The organism is Actimicrobium antarcticum, from assembly GCF_039536745.1.
GTDB lineage: Bacteria > Pseudomonadota > Gammaproteobacteria > Burkholderiales > Burkholderiaceae_D > Actimicrobium > Actimicrobium antarcticum.
Genome location: NZ_BAAAZE010000014.1, coordinates 52,143 through 65,651 on the forward strand (window position 1 = coordinate 52,143; position 13,509 = coordinate 65,651).

Sequence of the window (13,509 nt, forward strand, 5' to 3'; positions counted from 1 at the left end):
AAATCAATCGCCGTTTTTTTCACGCTCGATCAGTTTGCGATTGGCCTTTTCTTCCAGCCCGGACAGGCCTTCGCGTCGCGCCAGTTCATCCAGTACCTGTTGCGGAGTGAGGTCGAACTGCGCCAGCAGGATCAGCGTATGGAACCACAGGTCGGCGCATTCGTAGAGCACTTTACTGGTGTCACCATCGACCCGTGCATCCTTGGCAGCCATCACGGTTTCCGTGGCTTCTTCGCCGATTTTTTTCAGGATGGCGTCGTCACCTTTGGAAAACAGCCGGGCAACATAGGATTGCGCCGGGTCGCCACCATTGGCAGGCTTGCGACTTTCGATGACTGCGGCGATGCGCTGGAGAGTTGTACTCATGATGTGCTGCTGCGTTCGCGCGCAAACGCAGTCGAAACCTTTAATGAAGAAAAAGAGGAACGCCGCTGAGATGGCGCCACTTGTTCGCGGGTTATTCGTCCACCGCCGTTACTTGTAGATCGTGGCCGGATCGACCAGGACGGGATCAACACTGTTCCAGTCACCGTCCCCCACCACGCCTTCGAATTTCTGGAAGAAGCACGAATGCCGCCCGGTATGACAGGCAATTTCACCGGCCTGTTCGACCCGCAACAAGACCACATCTTCGTCGCAATCGAGCCGTATCTCATGGACCTTCTGGATATGTCCGGACTCCTCGCCCTTGTGCCACAACTTCTTGCGCGAGCGACTCCAGTACACCGCTTCGCCCGACTCGACCGTACGCTCCAGCGCATCACGGTTCATCCAGGCAAACATCAGCACATCGTTCGAGCCGACCTCCTGGGCAATCACCGGCACCAGACCGTATTCGTCCCACTTGACCTTGTTCAGCCACTTCGCCTTGATACTCATGACAATCTCATTGGAATCTGTTGCGCCGCCATGAATTGCTTGGCTTCCGCAATCGTATGGTGGCCGTAATGGAAAATGCTGGCCGCCAGCACCGCATCGGCCTTGCCGATCCGGATGCCATCGACCAGATCCTGCAAACCGCCCACGCCTCCGGATGCTACCACCGGAATGTTGACGGCATCCGAGACCGCTGCCGTCAGTGCCAGGTCAAAACCGCTGCGGGTGCCGTCGCGGTCCATGCTGGTCAGCAGCAGTTCACCGGCACCGAATTCGGCCATCTTGCGGGCCCATTCGATGACGTCCAGGCCGGTCGGCTTGCGTCCGCCGTGGGTAAAGACTTCCCACTTGTTGTCGCCGGTACGCTTGGCATCGATCGCGACCACGATGCATTGCGAACCGTACTTGTGGGCGGCATCAAACACGAGTTGCGGATTGCTGATTGCAGACGAATTGATGCTGACCTTGTCGGCGCCGGCATTAAGCAGGCGGCGCACGTCTTCGACCACCCGCACGCCACCACCCACGGTCAGCGGAATGAATACCTTCGATGCCACCGCTTCGATGATATGGAGGATCAGATCACGTGCATCCGAGGTCGCCGTGATGTCGAGAAAGGTAATCTCGTCGGCGCCCTGATCGTCGTAGCGCTGGGCGATTTCAACCGGGTCACCCGCGTCGCGCAGCTCCAGGAAATTGATGCCCTTGACCACGCGACCAGCGGTCACGTCGAGGCAGGGAATGATGCGTTTTGCCAGCGTCATGGGGTGTCGATGATCGATTGCTGATAGTCGGCATCGAGCTGGTCGGCGCGCTCCTGCGCCAAGCGCAGGTCGAGCGTGCCTTCGTAGATCGACCGGCCGCAGATCACGCCTTCGATGCCTTCGCTCTGCACCGCACATAGTGCTTCGACATCCGTGATGTTGTGCACGCCACCGGAGGCAATGACCGGAATCGTCATGCTCTGGGCCAGCCGTACGGTGGCTTCCATGTTGATGCCGCCCATCATGCCGTCGCGGCCGATGTCGGTATAGACGATGGCTTCGCAACCGTAGTCTTCGAATTTTTTTGCCAGATCGATGACTTCGTGGCCGGTCAGCTTGCTCCAGCCATCGGTGGCAACCTTGCCATCACGGGCATCGAGGCCGACGATGATCTGACCTGGGAACGCGCTGCAGGCGTCTTGCAGGAAGCCGGGATTCTTGACCGCGGCGGTGCCGATGATGATGTAGCTCAGGCCGCCATCGAGATAGCGTTCGATGGTGTCGAGGTCACGGATACCGCCACCCAGCTGGACCGGGATTTCATCGATGCCGTTGGCTGCGGCGTAGTCGCGCACAGCCTTGATGATGGCCTTGACCGCGGCTTCGTTTTTTGGCCTGCCGGCGAAGGCACCATTGAGGTCGACCAGATGCAGGCGACGCGCGCCTTGCTGCAGCCAGTGGAGCGCCATCGCGCCCGGGTCTTCGGAGAATACGGTGGCCTGATCCATGTCACCTTGTTTCAGGCGAACACAATGACCGTCTTTGAGATCGATAGCGGGAATGAGCAACATGGCGGGCGGTTAAATTTTGTAGTGATTAAGTGGATGAAAAGCGATCAGGTCGACCGCGGTCAGGGATTCCAGTGCACGAAATTCTTGTAGAGCTGCAAGCCGGCCGATGCACTTTTTTCAGGATGAAACTGGGTCGCAAAAATATTGTCCCGCGCAACGGCGCAGGCAAACGGTGCACCGTACAGGGTTTCGCCGGCGATGTGTGCCGCGTTGTCCGGTTGCGCATAATAACTGTGCACGAAATAGAAATAGGTCTGGTCGGGAATGCCTTCCCAGAGCGGATGAGACATGGCTTGCCGCACGCGGTTCCAGCCCATCTGCGGCACCTTGAAACGCGAGCCGTCTTCCTGCAACTGGCCATCGAGCTGGAACTTGACGACCTTGCCTGGCAGCAGGCCGAGGCCCGGCGTATCGCCCTCTTCGCTCCAGTCAAACAGCAACTGCTCGCCGACGCAGACACCCAGCAGAGGCTTGGTACGTACCGCGTCGAGCAGCGCCTGCTGCAAACCGGACTCGCGCAGGCAGCGCATGCAATCGGGAATCGCGCCCTGCCCCGGCAAGACCAGACGATCCGCTGCGGCAATGACGTCGACATCACCCGAGATCCGGACATCGGCTTCAGGAGCCACATGGCGCAGGGCCTGCGCTACCGAGCGCAGGTTGCCCATACCGTAATCGACTACGACAATTTTGTTCATGCTTGACGATCAGACGTCGATAAAAGAAAACCGGCCACTTACAGCGATCCTTTGGTCGACGGTATCGTGCCCGCGGAGCGCGGGTCGCGCTCGGCAGCCATGCGCAAGGCGCGGCCAAAAGCCTTGAACACTGTTTCACATTGGTGATGCGCATTGTCACCAAACAGATTGTCGATATGCAGCGATACCAATGCATGGTTGACGAATCCCTGGAAAAACTCATGCACCAGATCGACATCGAACGCACCGATCATGGCGCGGGTAAACACCACACGGAATTCCAGTCCCGGACGGCCGGAACAGTCGATCACGACACGCGACAGCGCTTCATCGAGCGGTACATACGCGTGACCGTAGCGGCGCACGCCCTTCTTGTCGCCGATCGCTTGCGCGAAGGCCTGGCCTAGCGTGATGCCGACGTCTTCCACCGTGTGATGTGCGTCGATGTGCAGGTCACCATCGCAGTGAATGTCGAGGTCGATCAGGCCGTGACGCGCGATCTGGTCCAGCATGTGGTCGAGGAACGGCACGCCCGTATTGAGCTTCTGTATACCGGTGCCGTCGAGGTTGATCGCGACACGGATTTTGGTTTCGTTGGTATTGCGTATAACGGCGGCGGTGCGCTGGAATTCAGGTGCGGTTGGCATGTTACGGTCCGGAGGTCGGTAAAAGGGAGGCGGTAAGCGCGGCAAGAAACAGGGCATTTTCTTCCGGCGTGCTGACGGTAATCCGTAAGCAATCTTCCAGCAGAGAATGCATTTTACCCACATTTTTCACCAGTACTTTGCGCGCCAGCAGATCGGCAAAAACCGCATCGGCCGTTTTGCCCTCCGCGCGAATCCGGATCAGCAGAAAATTTGCCGAGGACGGGAACACGTGGACACCCGGCAGTGCCGCCAGCGCCGACCCGAGCAGGTGGCGTTGCGCGCGTAACGCCGCGGCCTGTTCGGCCAGCACGTCGGCATGTTCCAGTACAAATTCGGCGGCGGCCTGGGTCAGCACATTGATGTTGTAGGGTGGTCGTACCTTGTCGAATTCCGCCAGCAAGGCGGCACTGGCCGACATGTAGCCGAGGCGAATGCCGGCCAGTCCCAGCTTGGAGACGGTGCGCATGACCAGCAGATTGTCGAACTCGGCCAGCCGTGACATGAAGCTCGCTGGCGCAAACGGCTGGTAGGCTTCATCGACGATGACGATGCCGCTGTCACCGACAGCCCGGATGATCTCGACCATGTCGTCGGCGTCGAACAGCGTGCCGGTCGGATTGTTCGGATAGGCCAGATAAGTGATCGCCGGACGGTGTTCGGCAATCGCCGCCAGCATCGCGGCCTTGTCCAGCGTCAGGTCGGCCTGCAGGGGTACACCGATGAATTCGAGGCCGGCAAAACGCGCCGACATCGCATACATGACGAAGCCCGGCAACGGCGCGAGCACCTTTGCACCGGGACGCGCGCAGGCTACCGAGACCATCGCGATCAGTTCATCCGAGCCATTGCCCAGCACGACATCGAACCCCGCCGGCACGCCGAAGTGGGCGCACAGGCTGGCCTTCAGGCTGGCGTAGGTCGGCACCGGATAGCGGTTCATCGCGACCTCGGCCAAACGTGCGCCGAGTTGCATGCGCAGTTTGGGTGACAGCTGGTACGGATTTTCCATGGCGTCGAGTTTCACGAAACCATCGGCGTCCTGCACGTGATACGCCGACAGGGCCCGGATCTCTGGGCGAATGATGTTTTCAATCAGTGACATGGTGTGGTTTCCGGTTATGCAATTTAAACATCAGGCTGGTGCTGGAGCCGGGACCGGGTCATCCGACATGTGTGCGACAACGCCCTGCTGCGCCAGTCGCTGCGCAATCATCGCGCAGTAATCCGGATTCAGCTCGAACCCGACAAACTGGCGGCCGCAACGTTTTGCCGCCACTGCCGTGGTGCCGCTACCCATGAAAGGATCGAGCACCACGCCACCGGGCGGACAGGACGCCTTGACCATGCGCTCGATGATTTCGAGCGGCTTTTGCGTCGGATGATCGGCCCGTTCGCGATGCTCGCGATGCAGGCGCGAAACGCTCCAGACATCCTTCGGGTTGTAACCCAGTTCCAGCCATTTGGCGCCAACGAAAATCGACCGCGAGCGCGCCTTCTTGGTCACCGCGTCGTACGGCACGCGGATGGCATCGAGGTCGAAGTGGTAATCCCTGGCCATCACGAAAAAACCGATCGTGTCATGCACTGACGAGTACTTGCGCACCGACCCGCCCATCGACGGCACGCGGCGATCCCAGACGATTTCGTTGACCATCGTCATGCGCTGTTTCAGCATCACGAAGACTTCCGGCGAATAGCGCCAGGTCAGGAAAATGTACAGACTGCCGTTGGCCTTGAGCTTGGGTAGCGCCGCATCGATCCAGCGTTCCATCCACTGCAGATAGTCGGCGGTGGCCAGCTTGTCCGAGTCGTTGCCGTAATCCTTGCCCAGGCCATACGGCGGATCAGCCAGGATCAGGTCGATCGCGCCATCGGGAATCCGCGCCAGCCCTGCCAGCGCATCTTCGCAAAAGACCTGGTTCAGCCAGTCAGCCACGGCCGGATCCCGGCTTCACCGGAAACGCATTTCCGCCGAACGGGCATGGGCCTGCAAGCCTTCGCCATAGGCCAGTTCGGCAGCGATCTTGCCCAGCGTGTGCGCACCGGCGGCGCTGACATGGATGATCGACGAGCGCTTCTGGAAATCGTAGACGCCCAGCGGCGACGAAAAACGCGCCGTGCGCGAGGTCGGCAACACATGGTTCGGACCGGCGCAATAGTCGCCCAGCGCTTCGGATGAAAACCGTCCGAGGAACATGGCGCCAGCGTGGCGGATCCGGTCGGCCCAGCGCTGCGGGTCTTGCGCAGAAATTTCCAGATGCTCGGCGGCGATCCGGTTGGCGATCGCGCAGGCTTCTTCCATGTCGCGCACCTTGACCAGCGCACCGCGATTGGTCAGCGAGGTGGCGATCACGTCCTTGCGTGGCATGTCGGCGAGCAGGCGGTTGATGCTGGCTTCGACCGCGACCAGATACGCCGCGTCAGGGCACAGCAGGATCGATTGCGCCAGCTCGTCATGTTCGGCCTGCGAAAACAGGTCCATCGCGATCCAGTCCGGATCGGTGCTGCCGTCACAGATCACCAGAATCTCGGAAGGCCCGGCAATCATGTCGATACCGACGGTGCCGAACACGCGACGCTTGGCAGCGGCCACGTAGGCATTGCCGGGCCCGACGATCTTGTCGACTTGCGGAATGGTCGCAGTCCCGTAGGCCAGCGCACCGACAGCTTGCGCACCACCGATCGTGAACACGCGATCGACGCCGGCAATCGCGGCTGCGGCCAGTACCAGCTGGTTTTTGACGCCGGCAGGGGTTGGCACCACCATGATGATTTCAGAGACGCCCGCCACCCTGGCCGGAATCGCGTTCATCAGCACCGACGACGGATAGGCCGCCTTGCCGCCCGGGACATAGATACCGACGCGGTCCAGCGGCGTGACTTTCTGGCCCAGCACGGACCCGTCGGCTTCGGTGTAGGTGAAGCCGGCCGAACCGCATTCCTGCTTTTGCCGCTCGTGATAACTGCGCACGCGATCCGCGGCCTGCTGCAACGCATCGCGGCGGACCGGCGAGAGGTTCTCCAGCGCGGCATGCAATTCGGCCTGCGCGATTTCGAGCGTGCTGACGCGGTCGGCTGCGAGGCGGTCGAACTGATTGGTGAACTCCAGCACGGCGTCGTCGCCACGCCGCTTCACTTCCGCCAGGATATGCGCGGCAGCCTGGTCGATGGCCGCGTCTTCCACGGTGTCGAAGGCCAGCACGGCATCGAGCTGCGCCAGGAAATCGGGTTCGGTCGAATCAAGTTTGCGGATCGGGAGTGTCATCGCGAGGTTGCTTTCTGTATCTACGTTGATTGTGCGATCCGGGTGGCTCTTTCGAACGCTTCCAGAATCGGCTGCAGGCGCTCACGCTTGAGTTTCAGGGCGGCCTGATTCACCACCAGCCGCGCCGAAATTTCCATGATGTGCTCGACTTCGACGAGGTTGTTGGCGCGCAGCGTATTGCCGGTGCTGACCATGTCGACAATCGCATCCGACAACCCGACCAGCGGCGCCAGCTCCATCGACCCGTACAGCTTGATCAGGTCGACGTGCACCCCTTTCGAGGCAAAGTGTTCGCGGGCGGTTTGCACATACTTGGTCGCCACGCGCAGTCGCGCGCCATGCCGTACCGCCGTTGCGTAATCAAACCCGGCCTGCACCGCCACCGACATGCGGCAATTGGCGATATTCAGGTCGATCGGCTGGTACAGGCCTTCGCCACCATGTTCTTTCAGGACATCCTTGCCGGCGACACCGAAGTCAGCCGCGCCGTACTGCACGTAGGTCGGCACATCCGAGGCGCGCACGATGATCACGCGGACATACGGGTCATTGGTCGGCAGGATCAGTTTGCGCGAGGTTTCCGGATCTTCGGTGACCATGATGCCGGCAGCTTCGAGCAACGGGATGGTTTCTTCGAAGATGCGGCCCTTCGACAGGGCCAGGGTGAGTTGCTGTTCCATGGGGATGGTTGTTGGTCCTGATGTGGGCATGTGCATTATTTGACCCGCTCGATCTGGGCGCCGACGGCCGACAGTTTGACTTCCATCCGGTCATAGCCGCGATCCAGGTGGTAAATCCGTTCGATCAGGGTCTGGCCTTGCGCGGCCAGACCGGCAATCACCAGAGACGCCGAGGCGCGCAGATCGGTCGCCATGACCGGTGCGCCGACGAACTTGTCGACACCCTTGATGATCGCAATATTGCCTTCGATATCAATCGCCGCGCCGAGGCGGTTCATTTCCTGAACGTGCATGAAGCGGTTCTCGAAAATCGTTTCGGTGACGTGGCTGGTGCCGTCGGCGATACAGTTGACCGCCATGAACTGGGCCTGCATGTCGGTCGGGAAGCCCGGATATTCGGTGGTGCGGAAGCTGATTGCTTTCGGACGCGCGGCCATCTGGACGCGAATCCAGTCCGGCCCGGCAGTCAGGATCACGCCGGCTTCGCGCAGCTTGTCGAGCGCCACGTCGAGGATGTCGCTGCGGGTGTTTTTCAGGATCACGTCACCACCGGCGGCAGCGACAGCGCACAGGAAGGTGCCGGTCTCGATACGGTCGGCAATCACCGTGTGTTCGGCGCCGTGCAGTGCTGCCACGCCCTGGATCACCAGCCGGTCGGTGCCGATGCCGTCGATCTTTGCGCCCATCTTCACGAGCAAATTGGCGAGGTCGGCCACTTCGGGCTCACGGGCGGCATTTTCCAGTACGGTTTCGCCGTCGGCCAAAGTCGCGGCCATCAGCAGATTTTCGGTGCCGGTGACGGTGATCATGTCGGTGACGATGCGGGTGCCGCGCAGCTTCTTGGCACGCGCCAGTATGTAGCCGGCCTCGATGCTGATCTCGGCACCCATCGCCTGCAAACCCTTGATGTGCTGGTCGACCGGACGCGAACCGATCGCGCAGCCACCCGGCAGCGATACCTTGGCCTCGCCGAAACGTGCCAGCAGCGGACCGAGCACCAGGATCGAGGCACGCATGGTCTTGACCATTTCGTACGGCGCTTCAAGGCTGTCGATGGCGGCACCATTGAGCATGACCCGGTTGCCTTCCTGCTCGGCGCGCAAACCTAGCTGGCGCAGCAGTTTGAGCATCGTGGCGACATCCTGCAATTGCGGCACGTTCGACAGTTGCACGCTCTCGGCGGTCAGCAGACCGGCGCACAGGATCGGCAGCGCGGCGTTCTTCGCGCCGGAAATGAGGATCTCACCGGACAGGCGGTTGCCGCCGGTAATCAGCAGTTTATCCATTATTGGGCGAATTCTTCGGGTGTCAGGGTCTTCATGGAGAGCGCGTGGATTTCTTCGCGCATGCGGTCGCCCAGCGCGGCGTAGACAATCTGATGGCGCTGGATCAGGCGCTTGCCGGCGAAGGCTTCCGAGACGATGACCGCCTTGAAATGCTGGCCATCGCCTTCGACGTCGACGTGGGTGCAGTCGAGACCGGCTGCGATGTAATTCTTGACGAGTTCTGGCGTAGGAAACATGGTGTTGTATCTTTAAAATGGGTCGCTAAAAAAAGGCGCCAGGCGGCACCCTCAGTAACGAAGTTTGTAGCCGCTCTTGAGCATGCCTATGGCAATGGCACCAAGCAGCACGGAAAACCCCGCAACGATCGACAGACTCAGCAGCGGGTCGACATCGGACTGGCCGAAAAAGCCATACCGGAAGCCGTCAATCATGTAGAAAAACGGGTTGAAATGCGACACCGTCTGCCACACCGGCGGCAACGACTTGATCGAATAAAACACGCCGGACAGGAACGTCGCCGGCATGATGAAGAAGTTCTGGAACGCCGCCAGCTGGTCGAATTTCTCGGCCCAGATTCCTGCGATCAGCCCCATCGTACCAAGCATCGCCGCACCCAGCACCGCAAAAATGGCGATCCACCATGGCGCAACGAACGACAGGTGCGCGAACCAGGCGGTGATCACGAAGACGCCGGCGCCGACCGCCACACCGCGCACGATCGCCGCCAGCACGTAGGCGCCAAACAGCTCCCAGTGCGACAGCGGTGGCAGCAACACAAACACCAGGTTGCCGGTAATCTTGGACTGGATCAGCGATGACGACGAATTGGCAAACGCATTTTGCAGTACGCTCATCATCACCAGGCCGGGAATCAGAAACGCCGTGTAGCCCACCCCCGGATACACCTGCACATGGGCTTCCAGCACATGGCCAAAAATCAGCAGGTACAACATGGCAGTGACGATGGGCGCGGTCAGGGTCTGGGTCGCGACTTTCCAGAAACGCAGGACTTCCTTGTAAAACAACGTCTGGAAACCGATCATTTTTCACCATCCATAATTTGCAGGAAGACATCTTCCAGATCGGCTTGCTGGAGCTGCATGTCTTCAATCACCGCACCGCCTTCACGTAATCGTGCCAGGATCGGCTCGACATCGTTGTAGTCGGCCACGCGCAGCGTGAATTGGGTCCCGCCCAGTAGCTGATCCGGAATCGCCACCAGCGGCTTGAGACTGTCGGGCAACTGACCACTGGCCAGCCGCACCACCAGTTGCGAACCCGAAATTCGCTGAATCAGCTTGGCAGTGGTGTCGAGCGCGACCACCCGGCCGGCCTTGAGCATCGCCACTCGGTTACACAGTGCCTGCGCTTCTTCCAGATAGTGGGTCGTCAGCACCACAGTGTGTCCTTCGCGGTTCAGGCGCGCGACGAATTTCCAGAGCGTCTGGCGCAGTTCGACATCGACCCCGGCGGTCGGCTCGTCGAGCACGATCACCGGTGGCTTGTGCACCAGCGCCTGGGCGACCAGCACGCGACGCTTCATGCCGCCCGACAGCGAGCGCATGTTGGCATCAGCCTTGTTGGTCAGATCCAGGTGATGCATGATTTCGTCGATCCACTTGTCATTGTTCTTCAGGCCGAAATAACCGGACTGCATGCGCAAGGTTTCGCGCACCGAGAAAAACGGATCGAACACCAGCTCCTGCGGCACCACACCGAGGCGCGAACGCGCTGCGCGGTAATCGGTGACGACATCATGGCCCTCGATCGTCACGGTGCCGGCGTCGGCCCGGTTCAATCCGGCGATGATCGAGATAAGCGTGGTTTTGCCGGCACCGTTCGGTCCGAGCAAGCCAAAAAATTCGCCCTGTTCGATCGACAGCGATACCCGGTCCAGTGCCCGCAGGGACTGGTAATTTTTTTCAACGTTGGTGATCTGGATGGCGGCCATGGCGGCGAATGTGCAATTCTTGAAGTGAACCGAAAACGGTAACCCTAAAGGCGGTTCGTCATCTGGCGAAAGCCTTGGATTATAGGGGATTTCTGATGGCGACTGCCCGACTGTGCGTCGGAATCAGTGATGCGGCAGATCGGTTCGACCGCTACCGGCAGCATCGAACCCGAGCAGATCGGCGACGCCGTAGAGTGTCGCCAGGCTCACCAGACTGGCTGAGGCGTTGACGAATGTCAGCGATGCTGGTGCTGGTGCGGCCAGCGCGGCGCGTTGCCACGCCAGCAGGACCGCGATGGCGCTGGAATCAACTTGCGCGACCTTGCCAAGATCAATGACCTGCCGTCCCGTTGCGATCGCCTTCAAGCCCTCTGCCAGTGCAGACGTGGCATGCGCGAAGGTGAGGGGCAGCGACAAGGACAAGACGGACTCGATCATGGCAGGGATCAGGATGCTGCTTTGGCTTTGGCGGTGGAATCAGCCAGCTTGCGGTTTTTATCGGACAGCGCCTTGATCAGACCGTCGACACCACCACGACCGATTTCGGCAGCGAAGGTGCTCTTGTAGGTTTCGACCAGCCAGGCGCCGAGCACGTTGACGTCATAGATTCTCCAGCCGGCGCCAGTTTTTTCGAGGCGGTAATTGATCTGGATCGGCTCGCCACGGGACTGCAGTACCTGCGAGCGCACTTCGACATCGGTGTCTGCAGGATCGGAACGCATCGGCCGGAATTCGACCTTCTGGTCGCGCACTTGTGAAATGGCGCCCGAGTAGGTGTAGACCAGCAGGCTGCGGAATTCGGTGGTCAGCTTTTTTTGCTGTTCCGGTGTCGCAGTGCGCCAGAAGCGGCCGGCTGCCAGCGCGGTCATTTTCTGGAAGTCAACGAACGGCAGGATTTTTTCCTCGACGACTTGCAGAACACGGGTCTGGTTACCACCCTGAATATCCTTGTCACCCTTGGCGATGTCCAGGACTTCCTGGCTGATGCGCTTGACCAGCGCATCCGGCGCTTCCAGGTCAGCGGCATAGACCGGAGTGATCGTTGTGGTGAGCGCCATTGCACCAAGAGTGACGACTGCAGCAAATAACTTTTTAAATTTTTCCATGATTTTCCGTTTGGATGGTTGGGCGGTTTGGCTCAATCCGCCTGGACCAATAACTGTTTAGCGGGTGTGTCGGATGACAGCGTCGATGACAATGCGTCCGAAAGCAGCGTTTGCGTGGCGATCTCCGCCGGACCGGCGTCATTGCCGATAGCGGCCTGCGCTGCTGGCGTCGTGACGATCAATGCCTCCGACTTAGCTGCGGGCAACATCGGCGCATTCAAGTCCTCGCTGACTTCCATGCCCACTTTGCGTGCGCGGCCATGCGGAATATCGCCATCATAAATCCGGCTCTGACGCCGCTGGAGATAGGCATCGCGGATGAATTCGTAGCGGTCCAGCGCGGCATCTTCGATCAGGCTGGACGCATCCAGCACGCTGGCGCGCAGGTCGACGACACGGGTGACCGTACCGGCGTAACGTGCGCTACGCGGGTCCTTGTAACTCCACGGGTCACCCGCGAAATCGACTGGCGTGGCAATCGTATCGCGCAAGGTTGACGATCCCAGCAGCGGCAGCACCACATACGGACCGGATTTGACACCCCAGACACCCAACGTCTGGCCAAAGTCTTCGCGATGCTTCTGCAAACCGGCTTCCGAACCGATGTCGAGCAAGCCGCCAAGGCCGAGCGTGCTGTTGACCGCCACACGCATGAAGTCATTCAGGCCGTCTTCCACTTTGCCCTGCAGCAGATTGTTGACCGCTGTCCAGACGTCGCCGAGATTACCAAAAAAGTTGCCCACGCCAGTCTGCACGAATTGCGGCAGCACATCGCGGTACACGGTCGCAGCCGGCTTCAAGGCAACCCGGTCGACGCCGTCATTGAACTTGAACATGGCGCGGTTGTAGCCTTCGAACGGATCTTGCGGATTGCGGGTGCTGGCGCAGCCGGTAATGGCCACGGCCAGTACAAGAATGGCGATACGTTTCAGAGCGGGGTTCATTTTGGTGGTTCCTTTCCTTCGGCTGCCTTGCTGAACAAGAACTGACTGATCAGGTTCTCAAGCACGATGGCCGATTGCGTCATTTTTATTTTGTCCCCGGCGGCCAACAAGTTGGTATCTCCACCAGGCTCAAGGCCGATGTATTGCTCGCCCAGCAAACCGGACGTCAGAATTTTTGCCGAACTGTCTTTCGGAAACTTGTATTTGCTTTCCATGTCCAGCGTCACCACTGCCTGGAAGCGTCCGTCATCGAACGAGATGTCCGACACCCGACCGACCACGACACCGGCACTTTTGACTGGTGCACGTGGTTTCAGACCACCGATGTTGTCAAAGAGGGTCTTGACCTGGTACGTTTTTGCGAAGGACAGCGAGCTCATGTTACCTGCCTTCATGGCCAGGAAAAATAGCGCCGCAGCACCGAGCAGCACGAACAGGCCAACCCACAGATCCAATGATTTTCGTTGCATGAACCGATACCTCAACTCAGGGTGAACCCTG

The 13,509-nt window shown here is 60.0% G+C and carries 18 protein-coding genes; all 18 read right to left on the minus strand.

Features of this window, described 5'->3' with window-relative positions; all coding sequences use genetic code 11:
- Positions 1–3: 3 nt before the first annotated feature.
- The 18 genes from ABD720_RS16965 to mlaD all read right to left on the minus strand — a co-directional run bounded on the left by ABD720_RS16965 (position 4) and on the right by mlaD (position 13,478).
- Positions 4–366: a phosphoribosyl-ATP diphosphatase gene (locus tag ABD720_RS16965; protein ID WP_344765097.1), complete on the minus strand. Its 363-nt coding sequence runs from the start codon at positions 364–366 to the stop codon at positions 4–6.
- 108 nt (positions 367–474) lie between these two features.
- Positions 475–879 carry a phosphoribosyl-AMP cyclohydrolase gene (hisI, locus tag ABD720_RS16970; RefSeq protein ID WP_344765100.1) on the minus strand — a complete coding sequence of 135 codons (405 nt, stop codon included), beginning with the start codon at positions 877–879 and terminating at the stop codon, positions 475–477.
- Positions 876–1,640 carry an imidazole glycerol phosphate synthase subunit HisF gene (gene hisF / locus ABD720_RS16975; RefSeq protein WP_344765102.1) on the minus strand — a complete coding sequence of 255 codons (765 nt, stop codon included), beginning with the start codon at positions 1,638–1,640 and terminating at the stop codon, positions 876–878. Before hisF ends, hisI begins: the two co-directional genes overlap by 4 nt.
- Complete coding sequence (gene hisA, locus ABD720_RS16980; protein WP_344765104.1) at positions 1,637–2,431, minus strand: 1-(5-phosphoribosyl)-5-[(5-phosphoribosylamino)methylideneamino]imidazole-4-carboxamide isomerase; 795 nt, start codon at positions 2,429–2,431, stop codon at positions 1,637–1,639. Before hisA ends, hisF begins: the two co-directional genes overlap by 4 nt.
- Before the next feature lie 59 nt (positions 2,432–2,490).
- Entirely contained in the window at positions 2,491–3,129 is a 639-nt protein-coding gene (gene hisH / locus ABD720_RS16985; protein ID WP_344765106.1) for an imidazole glycerol phosphate synthase subunit HisH, read from the minus strand.
- A 38-nt stretch (positions 3,130–3,167) separates the two neighbouring features.
- A complete protein-coding gene (hisB, locus tag ABD720_RS16990) occupies positions 3,168–3,776 on the minus strand; it encodes an imidazoleglycerol-phosphate dehydratase HisB (RefSeq protein ID WP_344765108.1) in 609 nt (202 codons plus the stop codon).
- Position 3,777: 1 nt separating this feature from the next.
- Entirely contained in the window at positions 3,778–4,878 is a 1,101-nt protein-coding gene (gene hisC / locus ABD720_RS16995) for a histidinol-phosphate transaminase (RefSeq protein WP_344765110.1), read from the minus strand.
- 30 nt (positions 4,879–4,908) lie between these two features.
- Complete coding sequence (locus tag ABD720_RS17000) at positions 4,909–5,712, minus strand: DNA-methyltransferase (RefSeq protein WP_344765112.1); 804 nt, start codon at positions 5,710–5,712, stop codon at positions 4,909–4,911.
- A gap of 15 nt (positions 5,713–5,727) precedes the next feature.
- Positions 5,728–7,041, minus strand: coding sequence for a histidinol dehydrogenase (gene hisD / locus ABD720_RS17005; RefSeq protein WP_344765114.1), 1,314 nt, complete (start codon positions 7,039–7,041; stop codon positions 5,728–5,730).
- 20 nt (positions 7,042–7,061) lie between these two features.
- A complete protein-coding gene (gene hisG / locus ABD720_RS17010) occupies positions 7,062–7,721 on the minus strand; it encodes an ATP phosphoribosyltransferase (protein WP_344765116.1) in 660 nt (219 codons plus the stop codon).
- Between the two features lie 35 nt (positions 7,722–7,756).
- Positions 7,757–9,007, minus strand: coding sequence for a UDP-N-acetylglucosamine 1-carboxyvinyltransferase (gene murA, locus ABD720_RS17015; protein WP_344765118.1), 1,251 nt, complete (start codon positions 9,005–9,007; stop codon positions 7,757–7,759).
- A complete protein-coding gene (locus ABD720_RS17020) occupies positions 9,007–9,243 on the minus strand; it encodes a BolA family protein (protein ID WP_344765120.1) in 237 nt (78 codons plus the stop codon). Before ABD720_RS17020 ends, murA begins: the two co-directional genes overlap by 1 nt.
- Before the next feature lie 51 nt (positions 9,244–9,294).
- A complete protein-coding gene (locus tag ABD720_RS17025) occupies positions 9,295–10,050 on the minus strand; it encodes an ABC transporter permease (RefSeq protein ID WP_344765122.1) in 756 nt (251 codons plus the stop codon).
- On the minus strand, positions 10,047–10,958 hold the full coding sequence (locus tag ABD720_RS17030; protein ID WP_344765124.1) for an ABC transporter ATP-binding protein: 912 nt from the start codon (positions 10,956–10,958) through the stop codon (positions 10,047–10,049). The genes ABD720_RS17025 and ABD720_RS17030 overlap by 4 nt, the downstream gene beginning before the upstream one ends.
- Before the next feature lie 123 nt (positions 10,959–11,081).
- Positions 11,082–11,396 (minus strand): STAS domain-containing protein, encoded by a 315-nt coding sequence (locus tag ABD720_RS17035; protein ID WP_344765126.1) that lies wholly within the window; start codon positions 11,394–11,396, stop codon positions 11,082–11,084.
- An 8-nt stretch (positions 11,397–11,404) separates the two neighbouring features.
- Positions 11,405–12,064: an MlaC/ttg2D family ABC transporter substrate-binding protein gene (locus ABD720_RS17040; RefSeq protein ID WP_425547995.1), complete on the minus strand. Its 660-nt coding sequence runs from the start codon at positions 12,062–12,064 to the stop codon at positions 11,405–11,407.
- A 32-nt stretch (positions 12,065–12,096) separates the two neighbouring features.
- Complete coding sequence (locus ABD720_RS17045; protein WP_344765128.1) at positions 12,097–13,008, minus strand: MlaA family lipoprotein; 912 nt, start codon at positions 13,006–13,008, stop codon at positions 12,097–12,099.
- Complete coding sequence (gene mlaD / locus ABD720_RS17050) at positions 13,005–13,478, minus strand: outer membrane lipid asymmetry maintenance protein MlaD (RefSeq protein WP_344765130.1); 474 nt, start codon at positions 13,476–13,478, stop codon at positions 13,005–13,007. The genes ABD720_RS17045 and mlaD overlap by 4 nt, the downstream gene beginning before the upstream one ends.
- Positions 13,479–13,509: the final 31 nt, after the last annotated feature.